We start from the raw sequence: 21,377 nt of genomic DNA, 5'->3' as shown, positions 1-21,377 counted from the left end.
AGACGCATTAATTTCAACAACTTAATACAGAATCTATTACTTCAATATTTCCTTTTATTCGTAATAAAATTCTAACGCGGAATCTGGATTAAAATGAACTAACAAAACATCTTTTTGAACTTTTAGCGTAATGATAGTACCCAACTTCGTTATAAATTTGCATTATAAAATAGTCTAAAAATGAAAAGAATTTTAACTCTACTTGCTTTTATTTCAGTTTTTACAGCAAGTGCACAAACTTTTACTTTAAAAAGTAATGATTTAGGTGGTCAAGCAACTATGAAACAAGTTTTTAATGGTTTTGGTTGTACAGGCGAAAATATGTCTCCTCAATTATTTTGGGAAAATGCACCAAAGGACACTAAAAGCTTTGCCATTACAATACACGATGAAAATGCACCTACAGGAAGTGGATGGTGGCATTGGCTTGCGTTTGACATTCCTGCTACGACTAAAGAATTAAAAACGGGAGCTGGAGATGTTACTAAAAACTTAATGCCTACTGGTACAATACAGAGTATTACTGATTTTGGAAAATCTGGTTACGGAGGTCCTTGTCCTCCTGAAGGTCATGGTTTTCATAAATACACTATTACTGTTTACGCATTAAAAACAGATAAATTAGGTTTAGACAAAAATGCTAGTCCTGCACTAGTGGGTTATTACTTAAATGGTAATACTCTTGAAAAAGCTTCTATTATTATGTATTACAAAAGATAATTCAAAAATACGATTCTTAAAAAAAGTGGTTGTCCAAACCATACTTCAACCAAAAGTAGACTGATTTTTTATTCAGACGATAAAAATTACATGATGCTGGATTTTATTTTCCACAGAAAAAAGGCTACTAATATTATGATATTTCTTTTTGGGCAACCTCTTTTTATTTCTTAGTAGCTTTATTCAATTCTTCACCTCCTGGTAAATTCATTCGTTTAGTTAAAAGCGAAATTTCACTTAATGAAAAATTTCCCGTTAAAAACATCAAAACGGTTTCTTTTCCTTCCATAAAAAGTAATAACTCTGACACATTGGTACTTCCTGAAATCATTTTGGCATATATTTTGGCATTTTTCCCATTTTCATTTATACGTATCAACTCTTCTAATTTATCTCCATATTGATCTACACTAGTACGCATATCAGAAGTTGTTTTAGGATGCGTTGTTTTGAATACTTTTAAATAATCTAATTTTTTAATTAAATTTAAATAAGCTTGATCTTCTTTTGTTTCCATCTTGACTTTACTCATTAACTCAAACATCTTGTCATTTACAACAACAGAAGAGACATTACTATTGCCTTCAAATTTATCAAAAGGGGTTTGCGCTATACTCACATAAGACGAAAGCATTCCTAAAAGGAACATTATTATTTTTCTCATTTTTATTGCTTTATTTTTTTTGAATAGTTTGCTTATGTTCTTTTAATCTCTGAGCATTTTTCATGCCAGAGTTCAATTGAATTGACATCAAATACAAGGCTTTTTGTGTTTCCTTATAAGCTTCTTCAGGGGATTGATAGGTTCCTAAGAAAGTTTTTTCCTTCTTTATATTCTGTGTTTTAAACCAATAATAGTAACTCCCAAACGCTACCGAACCAACTATAAATGTTAAAAACCAAAATAAATTTCGATTTTTTATTTTTTCTTTACGCATTTGATCTAATTTTAAGCTCATAAATTTACATCATATCTTTTTATAAATGAAAAAAAATATAATCCAGCTTTTCATCATTCTAACAGTTGGCACACTGTTTAGCTGTAATGATTTAGATGATCAACCTCAATATAGTGAGTTAGATGCTCATAATTTTATTTGGAAGGGTTTGAACAAATATTATTATTATCAAGAAAATGTAGCAAATTTGCGTGATGATCGTTTTGGTTCTCAAAACGAGCTTAATTCTTTTTGAATACTTTTTCAAAACCTGAAGCTTTATTTGAAAATTTAATTTACGATCGAAAAAACGTCGATAAATTTAGTTTTATATCTTCTAATTATACTATATTAGAACAGCTTCTTTCTGGAACGAATGATAGTAATGGTATGGAGTATGGGATTAGTCCTAAGAATGGTAGTAAAACTGAAGTTTTTGGCTGGGTAAAATACATCATGTCTAATAGTGATGCTAGTACAAAAGATCTAAAACGAGGAGATCTTTTTTATGCCGTTAATGATATACCCCTTACTCGTAGTAATTATCGTGAATTGTTATCTAAAACAAATTACACTTTAAATTTAGCATCGTATGATGGAGGTGCTATTACATCTAATGGAAAAACAGTAGCATTAACTAAAAAGGCGTATTCTGAAAATCCTGTTTATATTACCAATATAATAGAGGAAGGAAATAAAAAAGTGGGCTATTTAATGTATAATGGTTTTTATACATATTATGAACCGCAATTAAATGAAGCATTTGGTAAATTAAAAGCAGCTGGAATAACTGATTTAGTACTAGATTTACGTTATAATTCAGGAGGATCGGTAGCAACCGCTACTCGTTTAGCCAGTATGATTACAGGACAATTTGAAGATCAAATTTTTGCTAAAGAACAATGGAACTCTAAGATCAATAGTAAAATAGATCCTAATAGGTTATTAAATAAATTTACCTCACAATTAAAAAATGGTACTTCTATTAATTCATTAAATTTAAATAAAGTATATATCTTAACAACGGGCAATACCGCCTCTGCTAGTGAATTAATCATTAACTGTCTAAAGCCTTACATTCAGGTAATTCAAATAGGGACTACTACTACAGGCAAAAATGTGGGGTCTATTACAATGTATGACTCACCAGACTACACAAAACGAAATTTGAATCCAACGCATAGATATGCTATGCAATTAATTGTTTTAAAAATTGTTAATAAAGTAGGTTTTGGAGATTATGAAGCGGGTATTACGCCCGATGCGACTAATATATTAATGGAAGACATAAGTAATCTAGGTATTTTAGGGAACAGCTCTGAACCTTATTTAGCTAAGGTAATGAGCTTAATTAAATCTGGTAATAGAATTGGTATTCAAAAACCTCAATTTAAAATTGGCAATGAAATTATGGATCTTTCTAAACGTGATTTAAAATATGAAATGTATATAGATTAAACAACGCTCTATAACTACAAAATTATTTTTTATTCAAAAGTAAGGAGAAATCACAAAATAACGATAATGTGATTTCTCCTATTTATTGAAGTAATGAACTTATGAATATTATTATTTCTTAAGCCTTGACCGTTTTAATTAAAACTGAAAATTCATTCCGATTTTAAAGTTTCTTCCTCTTGTATTATATCCCATTGTTTCTATAAACTCCTCATTTAATAAGTTTTGAACGGATCCAAAAACATTCAAATGGTTTGATAATTTTACTTTTAAATTAGTGTGAAATAATTTATAAGCAGCAACAGATGTATCTGTTGCTTTAAAGGTAAAGGAGTTGTAATATGACACATTTCTAAAGTCTACGAACTGGAATTGAGCATCCCATGTGATAGATTTCGTAAACTCAACTGATACCCCCGCATTTACTCTATGTTTTGCAACGGATTTTGCAATGGCTTCATCATTTTCTACAAAAGTATAATTACCTGTTAGGCTTACTTTTTCTATAGGTTTTATCATTATATTGGATTCAATCCCTTTTGACTTATTGATTCCTTCTATATTTTCATATTGCCATCCTACATTTGAGGCCTTCTTTTTAAAACCAATTGAATTATTTTCTTCTCTATAAAATCCAACTGCTGAAATTTTTAATTTTTGATTTAAAAAACTTTTTTCAAAACCAGTTTCAATAGTAGCATTTTCTTGTGGGCTTAAATCTTTATTTCCATACTCAGAATATACTTGATATAATGTTGGTGCTACTACTGCTCCTCCTATTGATCCATATAATTTTAAATTGATTTTTTCAAAATTAAAGCTTGGATTAATATTAAGGATGATATAATCTTTATAGACACTGTGTTTTAAATAACGAGCTCCTGCATTTACATTTAATCCAAACTTGGTATTTAATACTGCTGTAATATAAGGATCTAACATAGTGTATTTAGCGTCTTGATTATAAATATTAACATAAGGAGTAGCTTGAAGCATATCAAAATATTGAAATTGAACCCCTGTAATAAAAGCTAAAGAGTTTCCTATATTGTATTTATTAAAAACGTCAACATTTATATTTCGTGATTTAGAAAAAGATTCAGTATAATTATTTAGTGAAACTCCTGATAATCTTTTTTGTTCATAAAAGCCGAAAGAAGAATTTATTTTCAACTCTCCTTTTTCATATTTCATTGAAGGAGAAAAGCCTCCTCTAAACTGTTCTCCTATTAAAGTATTTACTTCATTATCTACAAAGGCACCTGCATCATAGGCAAATCTTAAGCGATCATAGTTAGCAAAAAAATTCAGCTTAATTTCTTTATTTATAACTACTCCTAATTGCTGATTAAGATTAACTCTTGAAAATTTGTCTTTTTCAAAATTATCTCCTTTTGCTTCACTAATGCCCGTTATTTCTGTACTATTTAGAGCGGTTAAAAAAGACATTTTTCCTTTTGTTCCGTTCAATGAAAAACCTTGATTATATTCTTCTGGTTTATATTTTTTAGTGGTTGCTAAGTTTTGCGTTCCTACATTAAAATAAGCTGTTCCTATAACTCCTTTGTCAGTTGCTTTTTTTAATGTAATATTAATAACTGCTGTGGCTGCATTAGCACCGTATAATACAGAGGAAGCTCCTTTAAGTACTTCTATGCTTTCAACTTGTTCTACTGGTAATAATCGTAAATCATACGTTGTTGAAATACTGGATGCGTCTACTACGGGATTGCCATCTATTAGGATTAAAACTTGTTTTGTGGTTCCTCCCCTAACGAACAATTCTAAATTTTTACCTACTCCACTCTGATTTCCTACAACTTCAAATCCGGCTAACTGGCTTAATATGGTAGCAACACTTTGTCCTTTTCTTTGTTCTAAATCTTTTGATGTAATTTTTTCAATCGTTCTTCCTGTTTTTGTTTTGTTTTGCTGAAATTTAGTCTCTGATACGACTATTTCTTCTATTTTTTTGATTCTTGCTTTTGTGCAAAAGCAGTACCACCATACATACACGTTAAAACGCTTGCTAATAAAATGTTTTTTTCATTTTAATTCTTTAAATGCGGAAAAAAAGACAGAATTTACCCATTCCCAAACTTTTTTTCCCGAAAGTTTGTTAATAAAATAAACTTAGGCAGGTCTCCCGGCTTGCGTCTTGTAATTAACCTTCCCGTATTAAATTATCAACAGTGGTTGTAGATTCTTACAAGCTTAATAGCTTACAGTTGCGGGTACAGCTCAGGTTTTGATCTTTGATTTTTTATTTTAGAGATTAGACTTCAGGAATATGATTCCTTTTCTGTTAATCTTCAAATAATACTTCTATAATCTCACTCTGATTCCCTTTTAAGCTGACTTTACACAAAAGTCGAGCACCATAAATTCACGGGCAAATTTAGTACATCTTTTGAAAAAAATAAAAAAAACACACACAAACAGATTCTTTCATTAAAAATTTCTCAACACAAAGATTCATAATCTCTAGATATTTCAAAGTTCAGTATATGATATTAGATTTATTTCATATCAAATTATGCGTTATACTTTGTAATGAGGATGAAAAGGGGAAAGAGTATAAAAATACAAGGATTTTTTTAAGCTCAACCTAATATGTTTATCCATAATCAATTTGTAATACTTAATATGTTTTGAACAAATTTGAATAAAAAAAGCCACAACTATTATGTTGCAGCTTTTTTATTACTTAAAACAAAGATCTTATTATAAAACTTTTAAAATTATTTTTTCTTTGACCAATCTAAGTTCGTTATATAAGAAATCCTTAGCGTGGGATTATTTTCTTGTATGGTGTTGGGTACATTCCATAAATTTTGATGAATGTAACTTAATTGAATTTGATGTTGAGGGTTTAAATTATATCCTAAACCTGCAATTACTCTATTTTGTTGTACAAATGTTTTTGCTGCTTTTACTCCTATATTCATAAATATTTCGTCACCTAAAAAAGCAAACAATTGAGGTTTATCTTCTTTTTAGTTAAGGTATAATTTACTAAATACATGTATCGTAAACGATTTCTATAATCTCTGCTCGTTATAGCAAAATCTCCTGCTTCATTTTTAGTAGCAACTCCTACCCAACGGCTTTCATCACGTAAACGATGGGTAAATCTAAAATTATCTTTAGCGCAACTATAAACACCTTGAATCCAAACATTATCTTCTGGTGTTACTACTCTATTTAAAGGAACATCTCCGTAGACAAAAAATTCATGGTGTGTATAACCTACACTAGCACTCATTTCTTTTGTAAACTGATAATCTACCGATGGACGGATGAAATACTGTTGTTTTTGATCAAAACCATTTGCAAATATCAAAGATCCTTCAAGTGTTAAAGAAAGGTTTTTATTTAGTTTGTTCTTTCCTAAATAATGTAACCAAATATCATTATTATGATTTATTACCTGACCTAATATGTTATTATAAAAAGACAATAACACAACTAAAAACAACGGGAATTTAATACTCTTTTTCATTTTTCTTGTTTAAGGGAGCGCAAAGGTACAATAAAAAACAAGAAAACAAATAAATCTCACATGTTTTTAAATATTTATCAGTCTGTGTTTAAAAAAAACAAGAAAGATTGCTTCTCAAAGCAATTAACTAATTATTAACTTATTCATTTAAATCATCCTTCCTTATACTCTTTTTAATGAAAGTATTTTTACTTCTCCAAAATCTACTTTGTTTGAAAAAGCTTCTGTAAGAGGTTTATTTTCTAAATAACAAATTAAGCTTCTTATGACACCTGCATGCGTAAAAATAACTAATGGTTGTTCTAATAATTGCTTATTTAGGTTTTCCCAAAATTCAATTACTCTTTCATACAAAATTTGAAAAGATTCCCCCCATAGGAACTGAAATATTTACAAAATCTGACATCCAAGGAGTTCGTTCTTCTTCAGGTATTACATCCCAATTTTGTAGCTCCCATTTTCCAAAATTCATTTCTTTTAATCGGTCGTCTAATGTTATCTCTTCTTTTAAAAAACAATATTCAGCCAATTCTACACAGCGTGTTAAAGGACTACTATACACCAATGCTTTTACTGGTAATTGTTTTTTTATTTCCTGAAATTGCTCTAAAAAATTAGGTGCTAAGTTTACATCACTTTGTCCATAACAAACTCCTTTAGGACAAATGGTTTCTGTATGACGTACTAAATAAATTTGCATATTGTGAGAAAAGATAAAAGGGTTACTACTTCACTTATCTGCTCTAAAGCTCCTAAACAATCGCCTGTGTATCCTCCAATCCATTTAGTAAAATAGCGTCCCATATACAAGCGTGTAAGAAGCAAAAGGGGAAGTATTAATAAAAAAAATGGATTGTATATAAAAGACATACATGCTAATGGTAATATCCCAAATAAAAGGACTCCTATTACTTCATATTGACTAAATGTTTTGGCTATAGGTTTACTTTTACTTAATTCATCTTCTCTTACATACGGTAACGTAAAGGAAAGTGAAATGGCATTCGCTCTGCTTATACTATGGTAGGTAATGAATAAAAGACTTGCATAAATATAAGGGTTCCAAGAAGCATCAGGTATTTTATTTATTATTTCAAAGAGGAGTAAAAATTTGGTTAGTAATAATAGTACAACACCTATGGTACCATAGGCTCCTATTGCACTATCTTTCATTATTTTTAATATTTTTTCTTTGGTCCAACCTCCTCCAAAACCATCGCAAACATCAGCAAACCCATCTTCATGAAAGGCTCCGGTAGTTAACACTCCAGCTATCATTGAAAAAATAATAGCAATGAATGATGAAAAAAGATAATGAGCTCCTAAAAATACTAAATAAGAAATACTTCCTACTAGCCAGCCTATTAATGGAAAATAACGTGTTGCTTTATTTAAATAAGTAGAATCATGATTAATATGTTTTGGACACGGAATACGTGTATAAAACATTAATGCTGTAAAAAATATATCCCGTTGTTTTTTCATTTTTATAAAAATTCTAGGTTGTAAATGATAAACGAATCTCATTTAAATACTCTCACTCACGCCTGCTTCTTCAAAACTTGCCATCTGATTTAAGAAATTTACAGCACTTTGTATAATAGGAAAAGCAAGTGCTACTCCTGTTCCTTCCCCTAGTCGCAATTCTAAATCCAATAATGCTTTTACATTCAAATGGTTTAATAAAGCTTTATGTGCTTTTTCTTGTGAACAATGACAAAATAGGGTATTCTTAAGTATTTTGGGTTGGTAGGTATAGGCGACTAAAAAAGCTACTGAACTAATAAATCCGTCTACTAAAATTAGCATATTGTTTTCAAAGGCTTGGAGTATTCCTCCTGCCATTTGATAAATTTCAAACCCACCAAAATGGGCTAATTTTTCATCTAATACTTCTGATGTTTTATATTTTTCTAAAGCTGATTTTAAAATACTTATTTTTTTATCTAAAGCTTCATTAACTACTCCTGTACCACTGCCTACACAATCTTGAATTGGGATTTTTGTTAAAATACTCATTAATATAGAAGAAGTGGCTGTATTTCCTATTCCCATTTCTCCAAAGCCAACACAATTAGAGCCTTTTTCGTATATTTCTTGTACAATTTGTTTTCCTTTTTGTAAGCAGTCTTTAAGCTGATCTACTGACATAGCGGCTTGTTCTAAAAAGGATTTCGTTCCGTTTCCTACTTTTTGATGTATTATGGGTAATGAATCATCAAAATCAAAATTAACTCCTGCGTCAATTACTTTTAAGGTTAGTCCATTTTGTTTTGAAAACACGTTAATTGCGGCTCCACCATTTACAAAATTCAAAACCATTTGAGGGGTTACTTCTGCTGGATAAGCACTTACTCCTTCTTTTGCTATACCATGATCCGCTGCAAAGACTAAAATATGTGGGTTTCGTATTTCAGGTGTAAGCGTATTAAAAACTTGTCCTATTTGCAACGCTATTTTTTCTAATTGACCTAAAGATCCTAAAGGTTTTGTTTTAAAATCAATTTTGTGTTGTAATTTTTCTATTAAACTCATTATTTCTTATATTATTCTTCCCAAACTAAAAAACAATAGTTTTGGTAAATTTCTTTTTATATTTAGGCAATATAATGGGGGTATCAAACAGCGTACAATTGATTACGACGGTATGAAATTCTCCATTTTCACCACATGGATCAATATTTAAATCTATTAATTGTTGAACTGTTTCCTTTGTTAAAATTTTTCCTAAAAATTCTACCCCCATAGTCGTATTACAGGAAACAATCATACATACAATATTTTCTTCTATAATTTCTTTTACTAATTCTAAACGATCTTTTTGCCAAAGGGGTAAGATCGCTTCGAGTTTTGCTTGTTGACAGACTTTTTGTTCCCATTCACGATGGGGCTCTAAATCAATATCTCCAAAAACAACACTTTCTACACCATAATCTTTTTTTAATTGACAAAGTGTTTCTATATATTTTTTTCATAATCTGCCCAAGTAGTTGGTATGCCTACTAAGGGAATTTTTAGTGCATTGGCATGCTGTTTTAAAATATTTTGTGTGAGTCCATGCGAACGAGAAACCTTCCCATTTTCATTCATCATGTTTAAAAGCACGATAGGCTTGTATCCTAATTCTAGCGCTTTTATGGTTGCTAAACAACTGTCTTTACCTCCACTCCGGGAAAGAATTGATTTCATCCTTTTGTTTTTTATAACGCATTATTTACTTAATATTTACAGGTATTCCTGAGATCATCAAAATTACCTTATCTGCTTTTTGAGCTAAATATTGATTCATCCAACCTTGTAATTCAGTAAATTTTCTTCCTATTTCGGTATGTGCATGAACTCCCATACCAATTTCGTTTGTAATAATGATAATTTGGCTATTTTGTTGAAGTAGTATTTTTTCAATTTCTAATTTTGCTAATTCTAATGATCTTTCAACATTATTTTGAGTATCTACAAAAAAATTAGTCAACCATAAAGTTACACAATCAATCATGGTAACTCTTCCTGAGAAATCAAAATTACTTATATTTTTTTCTTCTTCAATATTGGTCCAACGATGATCACGATCTTTTTGATGTCGATCAATTCTTTTTTGAAAATCTCCATCCCATTTACGAGCGGTAGCCATATAAACGGGGTTAGAGGTTAATTCGAGAGCTAAATTTTGGGCATACGCGCTTTTACCTGAACGTTCCCCCCTGTTATAAGATACAACATACTATCTTTTTTTGGTTGTAAAGATATTTAAAACTTTATCTTTGCTTGTTAAATCGTAAAAAAACATTGTAACGAACTTAATTCTATTTATGAAATAAGTTTATTAAGATATTATAGTTATGGATACTTATCAGATTCAAATTTTAGAAACGGTGGCATCGTTAGTAATATATTTTTTTTTTTTTCTTCACTAAAAACTTCATTAATAATACATTAAAAAAAACATATATTGAGAGAACGAGGAGAAAAATATCTATCAAAATATTACATCTTTTAATAACTATTGTATTTATTGTTTTAATTTCTGGTATTTGGGGTTTAGAACAAAATAAAATTGCAGTATTTGCTAGTAGTATATTAACTGCTTTAGGAGTTGCTTTTTTTGCTCAGTGGTCTTTGTTATCGAATATCACATCTAGTTTAATACTTTTTTTTAATCATCCTCTTAAATTGGGGGACACTATCAAAATACTTGATAAAGACTTTCCTTTAGAGGGCGAAATAATTGAACTTACTTATTTTTTTGTCTATCTAAAGACTAAAGATGAGCAAACTATCACAATACCCAATTCTTTATTTTTGCAAAAATCCGTTTCTATAACCGAAAAACAAATTCCATCTATTTAAAAAAGTTATTAAATATTAAAACAAGTTTGTTTCTTTGCTTTTTATCTAAGAAAAGAACCTTAAAAGATTATTGATGAACGTTATTACAAACAAACCTTTACTTATGCTAACATAGCATTCAAATAGTCCTAAATAAATTAGTATTAAACAAAATTTTTCTTAGCCATTAAGATAATATAATGACTCGTATTTAAAATATAATCTTATGATAAAATTCTTCCAATACACAATATTTGTTTTTATTTTTTTGATGACCATACAATGCAAAAAAAACAATCATCAACCTGCTATTAAGAATCAAACAAATAATAGTATAACAGATGCCAAGGCTTTTTGCTTATATGAATATAAAGATTATTCTATCCTGAGAGTTACTACTCCATGGCCTGATGCCCAAAAATCATTTACTTATATTCTCAAAAAAAACAACAAAAACATCCCTGATAGTTTAAAACAATACACTCAAATCAACGTTCCTATTAAAAGTCTTGTGGTTACCTCAACTACTAATATTCCTTTTTAGAAATCTTGGGTGCAGAAAACAAGTTAATAGGATTTCCACATACTGATTATATTTCTTCTCATAAAACGCGGCAATTAATTGAATTAGGAAAAATCAAAAATTTAGGTGAGAATGAAAAAATTAATGTAGAACAATTAATTGATTTATCACCAAATGCTTTCGTTACTTTTGAAATAACTGGAAACAATCCTAGTTTAGATATTATCAAAAAAACAGGAATTCCTGTTCTAATTCAAGCCGATTGGATGGAGCAAACACCTCTGGGAAAAGCAGAGTGGATTAAATTTTTTGGTGCTTTAGTTGGAAAAGAAAAAGAGGCTAAAAACTATTTTGAACTAGTTAAAAAGAATTATTTAAAAACATTAGAAATCACAAAAACTACCCAACAAAACCCAACTGTGCTTTATGGTAAAATATATCAAGATCAATGGTATGTTCCCAAAGGTAATAGTTGGACAAGTGCTTATATACAAGATGCTGGAGGCTCCTATCTATGGAAAAATCTAGAAGGTACAGGAAGCAAACCTCTTAGTTTTGAAGAAGTATTTGAAAAAGGGCAAAATGCTTCAATATGGATTACTACAGAAGATGTTACGGATTGGATAAAGTTAAAAAAAATAAATACTCATTATGCTCAATTTAATGCTTATCAAAATAAAAAAGTTTTCACTTTTGAAGGTAAAAAGGGAAAACGGGAGGTACAATTTTCTTTGAGCTTTCACCTAGCCAACCTGACAAGGTTTTAAAAGATTATATTAAAATAATACATCCTGAATTATTACCTGATTATCATTTTACCTTCGTAACTCCCATACAATAAAAGTTTTGAAAAATAAGAAGCTGCTTTCTGGTTTTATTCTCCTAGGTATAATTCTTTTTGTATTAGATATATGCCTAGGTGTCGTTCAAATCCCTATACGTGATACGTTTCAAGTTTTAATTGGAAATAATGCTTCAAAACTTACTTGGCAGTACATTATTTTTAATTTTAGACTTCCAAAAGCTTTGGTAGCTATAACAGTAGGTGCAGCGTTACCTATATGCGGATTACTTATGCAAACTCTTTTTAAAAATCCATTGGCTGGCCCTTATATTTTAGGATTAAGTTCTGGTTCGAGTCTGATGGTAGCCTTCGTTATCATGGGAAGTAGTTACCTCCCTTCTTTTCTTATTCCTTTTTTTATCTCAACCTACGGAATTGCCATTGCCTCTATTATAGGATCCTTAATTGTTTTGATAGCCGTAATTTTAACCGCCCAAAAAATTAAAAATACAATGTCTATTCTTGTCATTGGATTAATGTTTAGCCATTTCACAAGTTCTATCATCAATATCTTAAGTTATTTCTCATCAGCTGAACAATTACAAAAATTTACTATTTGGTCTATGGGAAGTCTGGGAAATGTTAGTTGGCATAATCTTTATTTCATCCTTATCATTTGTGGTTTTACTTTACTTTACACAATAAAACTTCTTAAAAATTTAGATGCTCTTTTGTTAGGAGAAAATTACGCTAAAAGTTTGGGTATCCCTTATAAAAAAACAGTATATAAAACTATTTTAATAACAAGCATACTAACAGGTGTTCTTACGGCTTTTATCGGTCCTATAGCTTTTATCGGCTTTGCTATTCCACATATTTCAAAAATTATTTTTCAAGACAATCAACATCTTAGTTTGTTTACAACTACTATTTTAACAGGAATTTGTATTATGCTACTTTGTGATATTCTTTCACATAACTTTGAAGTAGCCATTCCTATCAATGCTATTACCTCTATAATAGGTGCTCCAATAGTCGTATGGCTTTTGGTAAAAAAACGTACTTTTAACTAATGGAAAATTCAATTATTATACAAACAAAACAGCTTAGTATTGGTTATACAATCAAAAATATCCAAAATTGTATTGCTCAAAATTTGAATTTAAATTTTCAAAAAGGAAAACTAATTACACTTATAGGGGCTAATGGAGTAGGTAAATCTACTCTTTTAAAAACACTCACTTCTATTCAAAAACCTCTTTATGGAGAAGTTATTTTAAATAATTTAAATATCCATCGATATACAGATCTTGAATTAGCTAAAAATTTGAGTGTCGTTCTTACTGAAAAATTACCTCCTAGTAACTTAACTATTTATGAATTAGTTGCTCTAGGTCGTCAACCTTATACCAATTGGCTAGGAACACTTACTGAAGAAGATCATACCAAAATAAAAGAAGCTCTAATATTGACCGAAATCACATCTATTCAACACAAAAAACATTATGAGATAAGTGATGGTCAATTACAAAAAGCATTAATAGCAAGAGCATTAGCTCAGGATACCTCTTTAATTATTTTAGACGAACCTACAACACATTTAGACTTACATCATAAAGTTTCTGTTTTTAAATTATTAAAGAAATTAGCCCATGAAACCCAAAAGTGTATTTTATTTTCTACTCACGATCTTGATTTAGCTATTCAAATAAGTGACGAAATGGTGGTTATGACTCCCGATTTTATTATACAGAATGAACCTTGTTTACTAATTGAAAAAGGAATTTTTAATCTCTTATTCAAAGATCATGATATTACTTTTGATAATGAAAAGGGAAAATTCTTATTTAAATAATTAAGATTTTATTCACATATTTCTGTTTCCAAAAGACTATATTTATTCTTCAAAATTTGAATTATGAAAAGCATCGTTTATTCTATATTTTTAATTATAAATTCTTTATTCATAAATGCTCAATTAAAACCAGTTGCTTATGCTGATGGCGATCAAAAACTTGAAGGCCTATTAGCACAACCCAAAAAAGAAGTGAAAAATAAAGCAGGTGTATTATTACTTCCTGCATGGATGGGCATTGATAACAATGCCAAAGAAAATGCAATGGAACTAGCCAAAATGGGCTATATTACTTTTGTTGCAGACATTTATGGTGTAGACAAAAGACCTCAAAACACAAAAGAAGCTGGACAACAAGCTGGATACTATAAAAACAATTATCAAGACTATCACAAACGCATTCAATTAGCCTTAGACCAACTTATACAAGCAGGTGCTAATCCAGACAAAATAGCAGTAATAGGCTATTGTTTTGGTGGTACTGGCGCTATTGAAGCTGCAAGAACAAACTTAAAAGTAAAAGGAGTGGTTTCATTTCATGGGGGCTTAGGACGAAATCCTGATAGATATATCGAACCTATAGTTCCAAAAGTCTTAGTATTACATGGTGCAGATGATTTTTTTGTTCCAGAAGCGGAAATCAAAGCGTTTCATGATGAAATGAACAAAGCTAAAGCGGACTGGCAAATGATTTATTATGCAGATGCAGTGCATGCTTTTACGCACAAAGATGCTGGTAACGACAAAAGTAAAGGCGTAGCCTATAATGAAAAAGCCGCAAAGAGATCTTGGGAGGCTATGAAACAATTCTTTGCTGAAATCCTTAATTAGAAAAAATACGGTATTTTTTTGTTAATTTTATCCAAAATCCACCAAAACAATATCGCCGTAAAAGAAACCAAAAAATATTTCACGACTATAAAACCGAAGGTTTTTTGAGGAAACATTTCATATACTAGTCGCATTGCATAAGGATGGGTTAAGTAAATCCCTAAGGAAAATGTACTATTAATTGAAGCATCTGAAAAGGATGCTTTTTCTTTTACGATACTAAAAGTCAACATACTCAATAAAGGTAAAACCAATAAAAAATCCATAGCTTTTACTTGCAGTTTATAATATACACCTGCCTCTATTAGCAATACAAGCCAAAATAAAGAATAATACTTTTTAAATTTTGAAATAACTCCTCTCCATTGATCATATAAAGTTCCCAAAAGCATCATTGGAAAACCAAAAAACAAAAAATTACGAGCAGTTCCTATACTTTCATATAAAAACTGAACTTCTAAATTGTGTATGTTTCCTGATTGCATTCCTATTTGATATCCATAACCAATCCCTAAAAGCAGGACTAGCAAAAGAAACTTAACGTTTAGCGAATAATTACGACTTAAATACAACAGACCTACAGCAATAGCTGTAGCTAATAAATACCACAAATGCCAATAGCCATAAATCAATTTTAAAATCATATTCCTATTAGAAAACCAACCCAAATTATAAAAGCGATATAAATCTGGTAAATAGATAATTTGCCAAACCACGTACAATAACAGTATTCGCTTAATATATTTCCATAAATAAGCTGTATCATTTAGTTTGTTTCGCAAAAAATAACCTGAGATTAAAAAAAATGTGGGAACGGCAATTCTGGTAATACCACTGGCTATTTCATAAGAAATCAAACCTTGGATACCTCCTATTCTAGAAACAGGAAAAATATGCAAGGCAATAACAAGAAATGCCATCAGTATTTTAAGGATGTCGAGGTTATTGTTGCGCATTACTTAATCTATATTTACGGATTTCAACATATTAAGTCCAGCTTTTGCCAATTCACTTTTCGGAAATTCCCTAATAGCTTTTTCATAGTATTCAATAGATTCGACTCCTTTTTGAATTTGACTATAACAAAATGCGATATTACAAAGTGTCTTTTCCCTGTAAGATATTTTTGAAGAGCTTAAAAGAAATAAAACCCTATAATCATCTAGCCATTTATTTTTTAAAAAAAAATCATAGCTTTTTTTAAATTCTGGAATTGCTTTTTGAAAATCTTTTTCTTTACAAAAGTTATTCCGTTTCTATGATTTTTAGCAATACCAAAACGTAATACAAATGCAATTACTAAATACGTTAGAATCGCATATAAAATAGGATCAGATATTTCTATCTTTTCATAGATATACAGAAAACTAAACATCAATAGAGCTTGCGGTATTAATGACAACCAGTTTACCTGTCTAATAATTGGCAAATTTGATGACATATTATTTCAATATTTTATTTATTTTCAAAATTTCTCTACTTCCACTACCTCCCCAGCTTTCAATCCATCTAACCCAATACTTCCTACACGTACACGAACCAATCTTAATGTAGGAAATCCAACAGCTGCGGTCATTTTACGTACTTGTCTAAATTTTCCTTCGGTAAGCGTAATAGAGAGCCAACTGGTAGGTCCGTGGCGTTCGTCACGTATACGCCTACCTTCACCTATATACTCAGGCAACACATCTATGATTCTGGCATCACAAGGCTTTGTGCTATAACGAACCCCTTTAACACCTATTTCTACTCCATTTTTCAGTTTTTCAATAGCATCAGGCGTTACAACACCATCTACTTGTGCATAGTATTCTTTTTCAACCGTTTTACTTCGCACCATTTCGCTCATCATTCCATCTGTGGTGAGCAATAAAACCCCTTCTGAATCTTCATCTAACCTACCTATTGCCATTGTACCTTCTGGGAAATCAAATAATTCGCCTAACTTTTTCTTATTTCGTTTTTTCTCGTAAATAAATTGGCTTAAATAGCCATGCGGTTTGTGCAATATAAAATGACGGTGTTTACTCATAAGGCAAAAATACAACAAAAGACCTAAAGGTCTTTATACAAGGCTTTCAAGATTTTTTTTCATGATTCCAAACACACAGCATTAATAATACATGCCCTTTTGCTTTTAAATAATTCTTAAGACGAAAATCCTTTATCAATAGTCTATAAAAATTAATACATTACTACAAAAATAATAATAACTCATTCATCTAAATTAACACAATATTAATTATAGAAAAACGTTATTGATATGCAATAAATAGTATCTTTGTATACTGAGACTTAAATAATACAAATGAACTTCAAATATTTTAAATACGGTTTTTTTGCGGTTTTTGGTTTATATTCCATTTCTGAATTATTACCTAAATCTAAAGGTACGAATACAGCTATTTTCTCATATTGGAATAACGTAAGTGTTCTTTTCAAAAAGATTTTTGATGAACAAGCAAAAGAATTACAAAGAAAATAAAAACCGGGGTTTAGAGCATTCAAAAGGCAAGTTACTTTTGAGTCAAACTTATGAAGGGCAATTACCCTCTCCAGAAATGATGGAAAAATACAACCAATTAGATCCTACCTTCGCAAACAGGATACTAATTATGACTGAAAAGGAACAAATTCATCAACATTCAATAGATAAAAGAAGCCAATTTGGAATCTTATTTTCTATGATAATTGGTATGTTTTTTGCTTTTTCAAGTGTATTAGTCATATCATATTTAGTATACTTATGTATTACAAAAGACTACCCTAAAACAGCCGCGACAATCGCTGTAGGAGTTATAGTAGGTATTGCAGGGGTGTTTCTATACAGAAGAAATACTTCTAAAAAAGAAGACTTATAACGCTATTTAATGAATTAATTTGACAATGTAATTCAGTCTATTTTTTATTATAAACAGATTTATAATAATTCCGAATTAATAATAAAAAACAAACAAGGTTATAATAAATCATACAATTATTTTTATGTTATCAATATATTTTTAGTATTATTCCCTTCTTTTTGATAATCCCTCTTTAATATCTATAAATGAATTGTAACTTCTTTTAATTTTTAGAAAATCTGATTAAATCCAAATTCAGCATTAGAAATCTATTTCACTTTATTTTTCTTCAAATTCAAGCACGTACTCAAATTTTAATCATCAAAATAGTTCACTATTTCTTCTTCTAAAATTTTCCGTGAGCACTTGAATTTATTGAAAATTTTTGTTTCACAACCAAGTCTAATGCGGAATCTGGGTTAAATTTCATTTTCAAATAAAAGAATCATTAATTACACTTTTAGTCTTAGTTGTTTTTCGAAAAACTTACACCTTCAATAGGTTTATTTTACTAACTCCCTCATTATGTAGAATTTTCATTACTCAAAAAAACAAACTTCAAAATAATAATAACTTCACACACAACTCACTTATTCCTTTACAAAAAAACAAACAAAAACTTAAAAACAAATTCCTAAATTTACACTTTGAACAAAAAAACAGAACCATGTCAGACACCCTTATTGTACTAGCCACATTCATCATTGCCTTAGGAATAGGAATTTACTTGGGAAAAATCATCTTTTCGGCTTCAGCAAAAACTACTACTGCTACTTTTGAGGAAAAAATTAACGGATTGCTTTCCCAAATCGAACAATTAAAATCACAATTTCAGTCAGAAAAAGGGACTTGGGAAAAACAATTATCTCATCTTAATCAAGAAAAAGATGGTATTCGCAATGAAAAAGAAGCCTTAGCTATTCAATTATCAAAAAAAGAAGTTGATTTTGATAATTTGTTGGAACGAAATAAAGAACAAAAGCAAGAAGTAGAACAACTTCAAGAAAAGTTTACTAAAGAATTTGAAAACCTTGCCAACAAGATATTAGAAGAAAAATCGACCAAGTTTACTGAGCAAAACAAAGAAAATATAAAAAATCTCCTTTCGCCATTACAGGACAAAATCCAAAACTTTGAAAAAAAAGTCGAAGATACCCACAAAGAAAGTATTGATTATCACGCTGCCTTACGCCAACAAATTTTAGGGCTACGCGAAATGAATGCACAAATGAGCAAAGAAACCCTTAACTTGACCAAAGCTCTAAAAGGCGATAGCAAAATGCAAGGAAATTGGGGCGAACTAGTATTGGAACGCGTACTCGAAAAATCAGGCTTAGAAAAAGGTAGGGAGTACGAAGTACAACAAAGTTTTACAAACGACGAAGGGCAACGCCTACAACCCGATGTCGTTATCAACCTGCCTGATGGCAAAAAAATGATTGTCGATTCGAAAGTTACCTTAACAGCTTATGAACGTTTTGTAAACGAGGAAAACGAAACCTTAAAAGAACAATACCTAAAAGAGCACGTACTTTCTTTAAAACGACACGTAGAGCAACTGGGCGAAAAAAACTACCACGATTTATACAAAATAGAAAGTCCAGATTTTGTATTGCTTTTCGTACCCATAGAACCCGCATTTGCACTAGCCTTACAAGAAGATGCCACCTTATACAACAAAGCGTTTGAACGCAATATTGTTATAGTAACTCCATCTACCCTACTGGCTACTTTGCGAACTATTGACAGTATGTGGACCAACCAAAAACAACAGGAAAACGCTTATGAAATTGCGCGTCAGGCGGGAGCTTTATACGATAAATTTGAAGGATTTGTTCAAGATTTAATCAAAATAGGCAAACGAATGGATGAAGCTAAAAATGAATATTCAGGCGCTATGAACAAACTAATAGAAGGTAAAGGAAACCTCATTACCAGTGTAGAAAAGCTAAAAAAAATGGGGGCTAAGGCTAAAAAATCACTTCCTGAAGCCATCATCAATAGAGCAGAACAAAATGAAAACAACTAAATAAAAAATAGTATATGCTAAAAAAAATTCTTTGGATAAGTCTAAGCACTCTTACTCTTTGCTTTGCTTTTTACTTTACCATTTTATACTATGCCTCTTATAGTGAAGGCACACGTACAGGTGAACTAATTAAATTTAGTAGGAAAGGTTATATCTTTAAAACTTGGGAGGGTGAATTAAGTCAAGGTCTTTCAGGTAATAAAATTTTTTCTTTTTCTATATTAGATAATGAAGACAACACGATTCAAAATTTAAAAAATCTAGAAGGTCGTTACGTAAAAATAACTTATATAGAACGTTACAAAACGTTTCCTTGGTGGGGAGATACCACTTATTTTGTAACGAATGTACAAGAAGAAAAATCACCTATTTTTAACCGATAGCATAGTACCCCTGTCTACCCTATCAAACAAACCCACTAACCTATATAATATGCTTTTTTCAAAAAAACACATGATGATGGGTATATCTTTTTCTATCTTCTTACTTACAAGTTGTAGTAAAGTAGAAGATGAACAAGCTATACAAACAACTGTGAAAGAGAATATAAGTAACGAATCAAAAGTAAAGCTCAAATTTTTAGATGAATACATTTATCCATTAAATGAAAACTTTAAAAATTTACCAATTGGAGGATTATCTGGTATTGATTATGATTTTGAAAACGATTTATATTATATCGTTTCTGATGATCCTAACAATCCTAGATATTACACAGCAAATATTGATATCAAAAACAATAAAATCAACAAACCTATTTTTACAGACATGTTTGTTTTTGATAAAAAGGCTCCTTTTTACTCTTCTACATTTTTAGATTTAGAAAGTATCTTATACCTAAACAATCAAATAATTATATCATCTGAAGGTAATATTTACGGACATCAAAAACCTAGCATATTTAGCTCTGATAAAAAGGAAATTTTTTATCAGAATTTACAGTTCCTAATATTTTTTTACAAGAAACACGCAATAATGGCTCATTTGAATCATTAACGAAGAGTTTTGATAAACAAGGAATATGGAGTGCTAATGAATTGCCTCTAAAAACAGATGGATCAGAACCTGATTTCCCTCAGACGAATTCTCCTGTTCGATTTACTTATTATGATCAAAACACAAGACAAGCCACAAAAGAATTTATTTACGAATTATCAGCTCTTACTCAACCAAGAATAAATGGTAATGATATGAACGGCGTATCAGATATTTTAGAGTATAAAAAAGATCATTTTTTAGTAATAGAACGAGCTTTTCAAAATGAAAATATTGTAAAAATATTTGACGCATCTATCACAACTAACTCTACCAATTCATTTGGCACAAAAAGTTTGAAATCAGAAAAATATATTCCTATGAAAAAAGAATTAGTTTTGGATTTTAATGATATAAAAAAGTTTTTAAAGCAGACTAAAATAGATAATATTGAAGGGATTACTTTTGGCAAAAATCAACCTAACGGCAATAGAACTATCATCGTTATATCAGATGATAATTTTCAACAATTTGGTCCCCAACTGAATCAATTTATTTTATTTGAATTAATTGAAAAATGATTATTAAGATAT

Annotated in this window: 26 protein-coding genes, 2 pseudogenes and 1 riboswitch; of the genes and pseudogenes, 14 read left to right on the top strand and 14 right to left on the bottom strand. The window is 30.1% G+C overall.

From position 1 onward, the window contains the following. The first annotated feature begins 180 nt into the window (after nucleotides 1-180). Nucleotides 181-720 (top strand): YbhB/YbcL family Raf kinase inhibitor-like protein, encoded by a 540-nt coding sequence (locus JJC05_RS12955; protein WP_127822754.1) that lies wholly within the window; start codon nucleotides 181-183, stop codon nucleotides 718-720. A 163-nt stretch (nucleotides 721-883) separates the two neighbouring features. On the opposite strand, the gene JJC05_RS12950 is transcribed toward JJC05_RS12955, so the two are convergent. Together JJC05_RS12950 and JJC05_RS12945 are read right to left on the bottom strand one after the other, a co-directional pair. Continuing rightward, nucleotides 884-1,384 carry a GFO_1090 family protein gene (locus JJC05_RS12950; protein ID WP_127822753.1) on the bottom strand — a complete coding sequence of 167 codons (501 nt, stop codon included), beginning with the start codon at nucleotides 1,382-1,384 and terminating at the stop codon, nucleotides 884-886. 10 nt (nucleotides 1,385-1,394) lie between these two features. Continuing rightward, on the bottom strand, nucleotides 1,395-1,679 hold the full coding sequence (locus tag JJC05_RS12945) for a hypothetical protein (protein WP_235877550.1): 285 nt from the start codon (nucleotides 1,677-1,679) through the stop codon (nucleotides 1,395-1,397). A 25-nt stretch (nucleotides 1,680-1,704) separates the two neighbouring features. On the opposite strand from JJC05_RS12945, the gene JJC05_RS12940 reads away from it, so the two are divergent. Together JJC05_RS12940 and JJC05_RS12935 are read left to right on the top strand one after the other, a co-directional pair. Next, nucleotides 1,705-1,914, top strand: a complete 210-nt coding sequence (locus tag JJC05_RS12940) for a hypothetical protein (protein ID WP_235877548.1) — start codon at nucleotides 1,705-1,707, stop codon at nucleotides 1,912-1,914. Then, the gene (locus JJC05_RS12935; protein WP_235877546.1) at nucleotides 1,911-3,116 is read left to right on the top strand and encodes a GFO_1087 family putative carboxy terminal peptidase; all 1,206 of its coding nucleotides are present in this window, start codon (nucleotides 1,911-1,913) and stop codon (nucleotides 3,114-3,116) included. The genes JJC05_RS12940 and JJC05_RS12935 overlap by 4 nt, the downstream gene beginning before the upstream one ends. Nucleotides 3,117-3,254: 138 nt before the next feature. On the opposite strand, the gene JJC05_RS12930 is transcribed toward JJC05_RS12935, so the two are convergent. The 10 genes and pseudogenes from JJC05_RS12930 to JJC05_RS12900 form a co-directional block, all read right to left on the bottom strand. Continuing rightward, nucleotides 3,255-5,132, bottom strand: coding sequence for a TonB-dependent receptor plug domain-containing protein (locus tag JJC05_RS12930; protein WP_235877545.1), 1,878 nt, complete (start codon nucleotides 5,130-5,132; stop codon nucleotides 3,255-3,257). 103 nt (nucleotides 5,133-5,235) lie between these two features. Next, nucleotides 5,236-5,515, bottom strand: a riboswitch (cobalamin riboswitch). 342 nt (nucleotides 5,516-5,857) lie between these two features. After that, nucleotides 5,858-6,064, bottom strand: coding sequence for a DUF2490 domain-containing protein (locus JJC05_RS17565; RefSeq protein ID WP_258929012.1), 207 nt, complete (start codon nucleotides 6,062-6,064; stop codon nucleotides 5,858-5,860). Between the two features lie 14 nt (nucleotides 6,065-6,078). Next, nucleotides 6,079-6,618 (bottom strand): DUF2490 domain-containing protein, encoded by a 540-nt coding sequence (locus tag JJC05_RS12925; protein ID WP_258929010.1) that lies wholly within the window; start codon nucleotides 6,616-6,618, stop codon nucleotides 6,079-6,081. A 162-nt stretch (nucleotides 6,619-6,780) separates the two neighbouring features. Then, nucleotides 6,781-6,972, bottom strand: coding sequence for a histidine phosphatase family protein (locus JJC05_RS17560; protein ID WP_258929008.1), 192 nt, complete (start codon nucleotides 6,970-6,972; stop codon nucleotides 6,781-6,783). Beyond that, nucleotides 6,965-7,318, bottom strand: a complete 354-nt coding sequence (locus tag JJC05_RS12920) for a histidine phosphatase family protein (RefSeq protein WP_258929006.1) — start codon at nucleotides 7,316-7,318, stop codon at nucleotides 6,965-6,967. Before JJC05_RS12920 ends, JJC05_RS17560 begins: the two co-directional genes overlap by 8 nt. Next, nucleotides 7,303-8,103, bottom strand: coding sequence for an adenosylcobinamide-GDP ribazoletransferase (locus JJC05_RS12915; RefSeq protein WP_105195926.1), 801 nt, complete (start codon nucleotides 8,101-8,103; stop codon nucleotides 7,303-7,305). Before JJC05_RS12915 ends, JJC05_RS12920 begins: the two co-directional genes overlap by 16 nt. Before the next feature lie 42 nt (nucleotides 8,104-8,145). Continuing rightward, nucleotides 8,146-9,153: a nicotinate-nucleotide--dimethylbenzimidazole phosphoribosyltransferase gene (gene cobT / locus JJC05_RS12910; protein ID WP_235877542.1), complete on the bottom strand. Its 1,008-nt coding sequence runs from the start codon at nucleotides 9,151-9,153 to the stop codon at nucleotides 8,146-8,148. Nucleotides 9,154-9,178: 25 nt separating this feature from the next. Continuing rightward, on the bottom strand, nucleotides 9,179-9,388 hold the full coding sequence (locus JJC05_RS19155; protein ID WP_508625054.1) for a hypothetical protein: 210 nt from the start codon (nucleotides 9,386-9,388) through the stop codon (nucleotides 9,179-9,181). Nucleotides 9,389-9,576: 188 nt separating this feature from the next. Continuing rightward, nucleotides 9,577-9,807 carry a Dph6-related ATP pyrophosphatase gene (locus JJC05_RS17550; protein ID WP_258929003.1) on the bottom strand — a complete coding sequence of 77 codons (231 nt, stop codon included), beginning with the start codon at nucleotides 9,805-9,807 and terminating at the stop codon, nucleotides 9,577-9,579. A 25-nt stretch (nucleotides 9,808-9,832) separates the two neighbouring features. Beyond that, nucleotides 9,833-10,258: pseudogene (locus JJC05_RS12900) on the bottom strand (bifunctional adenosylcobinamide kinase/adenosylcobinamide-phosphate guanylyltransferase); the annotation flags it as partial. Nucleotides 10,259-10,734: 476 nt separating this feature from the next. Between JJC05_RS12900 and JJC05_RS18930 the strand changes: the two are divergent. The 6 genes from JJC05_RS18930 (at nucleotide 10,735) to JJC05_RS12875 (ending at nucleotide 14,937) form a co-directional block, all read left to right on the top strand. Further along, nucleotides 10,735-10,965: a mechanosensitive ion channel domain-containing protein gene (locus tag JJC05_RS18930; protein ID WP_374226305.1), complete on the top strand. Its 231-nt coding sequence runs from the start codon at nucleotides 10,735-10,737 to the stop codon at nucleotides 10,963-10,965. A 205-nt stretch (nucleotides 10,966-11,170) separates the two neighbouring features. Further along, nucleotides 11,171-11,488, top strand: a complete 318-nt coding sequence (locus JJC05_RS17545) for a hypothetical protein (RefSeq protein WP_258929001.1) — start codon at nucleotides 11,171-11,173, stop codon at nucleotides 11,486-11,488. 5 nt (nucleotides 11,489-11,493) lie between these two features. Next, entirely contained in the window at nucleotides 11,494-12,234 is a 741-nt protein-coding gene (locus JJC05_RS12890; RefSeq protein WP_258928998.1) for an ABC transporter substrate-binding protein, read from the top strand. Nucleotides 12,235-12,313: 79 nt separating this feature from the next. Continuing rightward, nucleotides 12,314-13,324, top strand: a complete 1,011-nt coding sequence (locus JJC05_RS12885; protein WP_088391583.1) for an iron chelate uptake ABC transporter family permease subunit — start codon at nucleotides 12,314-12,316, stop codon at nucleotides 13,322-13,324. Continuing rightward, nucleotides 13,324-14,106: an ABC transporter ATP-binding protein gene (locus tag JJC05_RS12880; protein ID WP_105195900.1), complete on the top strand. Its 783-nt coding sequence runs from the start codon at nucleotides 13,324-13,326 to the stop codon at nucleotides 14,104-14,106. Before JJC05_RS12885 ends, JJC05_RS12880 begins: the two co-directional genes overlap by 1 nt. 63 nt (nucleotides 14,107-14,169) lie before the next feature. Further along, nucleotides 14,170-14,937: a dienelactone hydrolase family protein gene (locus tag JJC05_RS12875; protein ID WP_105195899.1), complete on the top strand. Its 768-nt coding sequence runs from the start codon at nucleotides 14,170-14,172 to the stop codon at nucleotides 14,935-14,937. Here JJC05_RS12875 and JJC05_RS12870 read toward each other — a convergent pair. Then, nucleotides 14,934-15,893, bottom strand: a complete 960-nt coding sequence (locus JJC05_RS12870) for an acyltransferase family protein (protein WP_105195898.1) — start codon at nucleotides 15,891-15,893, stop codon at nucleotides 14,934-14,936. The genes JJC05_RS12875 and JJC05_RS12870 overlap by 4 nt on opposite strands. A gap of 509 nt (nucleotides 15,894-16,402) precedes the next feature. Continuing rightward, on the bottom strand, nucleotides 16,403-16,969 hold the full coding sequence (locus JJC05_RS12865) for a pseudouridine synthase (protein WP_127822745.1): 567 nt from the start codon (nucleotides 16,967-16,969) through the stop codon (nucleotides 16,403-16,405). A gap of 276 nt (nucleotides 16,970-17,245) precedes the next feature. On the opposite strand from JJC05_RS12865, the gene JJC05_RS12860 reads away from it, so the two are divergent. From JJC05_RS12860 to JJC05_RS17540, 5 genes and pseudogenes are all read left to right on the top strand, one after another. Next, a complete protein-coding gene (locus tag JJC05_RS12860) occupies nucleotides 17,246-17,422 on the top strand; it encodes a hypothetical protein (RefSeq protein ID WP_164849039.1) in 177 nt (58 codons plus the stop codon). Next, nucleotides 17,391-17,798 (top strand): DUF2335 domain-containing protein, encoded by a 408-nt coding sequence (locus tag JJC05_RS12855; RefSeq protein WP_235877540.1) that lies wholly within the window; start codon nucleotides 17,391-17,393, stop codon nucleotides 17,796-17,798. Before JJC05_RS12860 ends, JJC05_RS12855 begins: the two co-directional genes overlap by 32 nt. A 649-nt stretch (nucleotides 17,799-18,447) precedes the next feature. Next, nucleotides 18,448-19,809 (top strand): DNA recombination protein RmuC, encoded by a 1,362-nt coding sequence (locus tag JJC05_RS12850; RefSeq protein ID WP_235877538.1) that lies wholly within the window; start codon nucleotides 18,448-18,450, stop codon nucleotides 19,807-19,809. Nucleotides 19,810-19,823: 14 nt separating this feature from the next. Beyond that, nucleotides 19,824-20,192: a DUF8785 domain-containing protein gene (locus JJC05_RS12845; protein ID WP_235877536.1), complete on the top strand. Its 369-nt coding sequence runs from the start codon at nucleotides 19,824-19,826 to the stop codon at nucleotides 20,190-20,192. Beyond that, nucleotides 20,155-21,365: pseudogene (locus JJC05_RS17540) on the top strand (esterase-like activity of phytase family protein). Before JJC05_RS12845 ends, JJC05_RS17540 begins: the two are co-directional and overlap by 38 nt. Nucleotides 21,366-21,377 lie beyond the last annotated feature (12 nt).

This window comes from Flavobacterium davisii (genome assembly GCF_019565505.1).
In the GTDB taxonomy this organism is placed as follows: domain Bacteria; phylum Bacteroidota; class Bacteroidia; order Flavobacteriales; family Flavobacteriaceae; genus Flavobacterium; species Flavobacterium davisii.
Note: the sequence above shows the minus strand (reverse complement) of the source record. Positions and strands in the feature narration are given on the sequence as shown.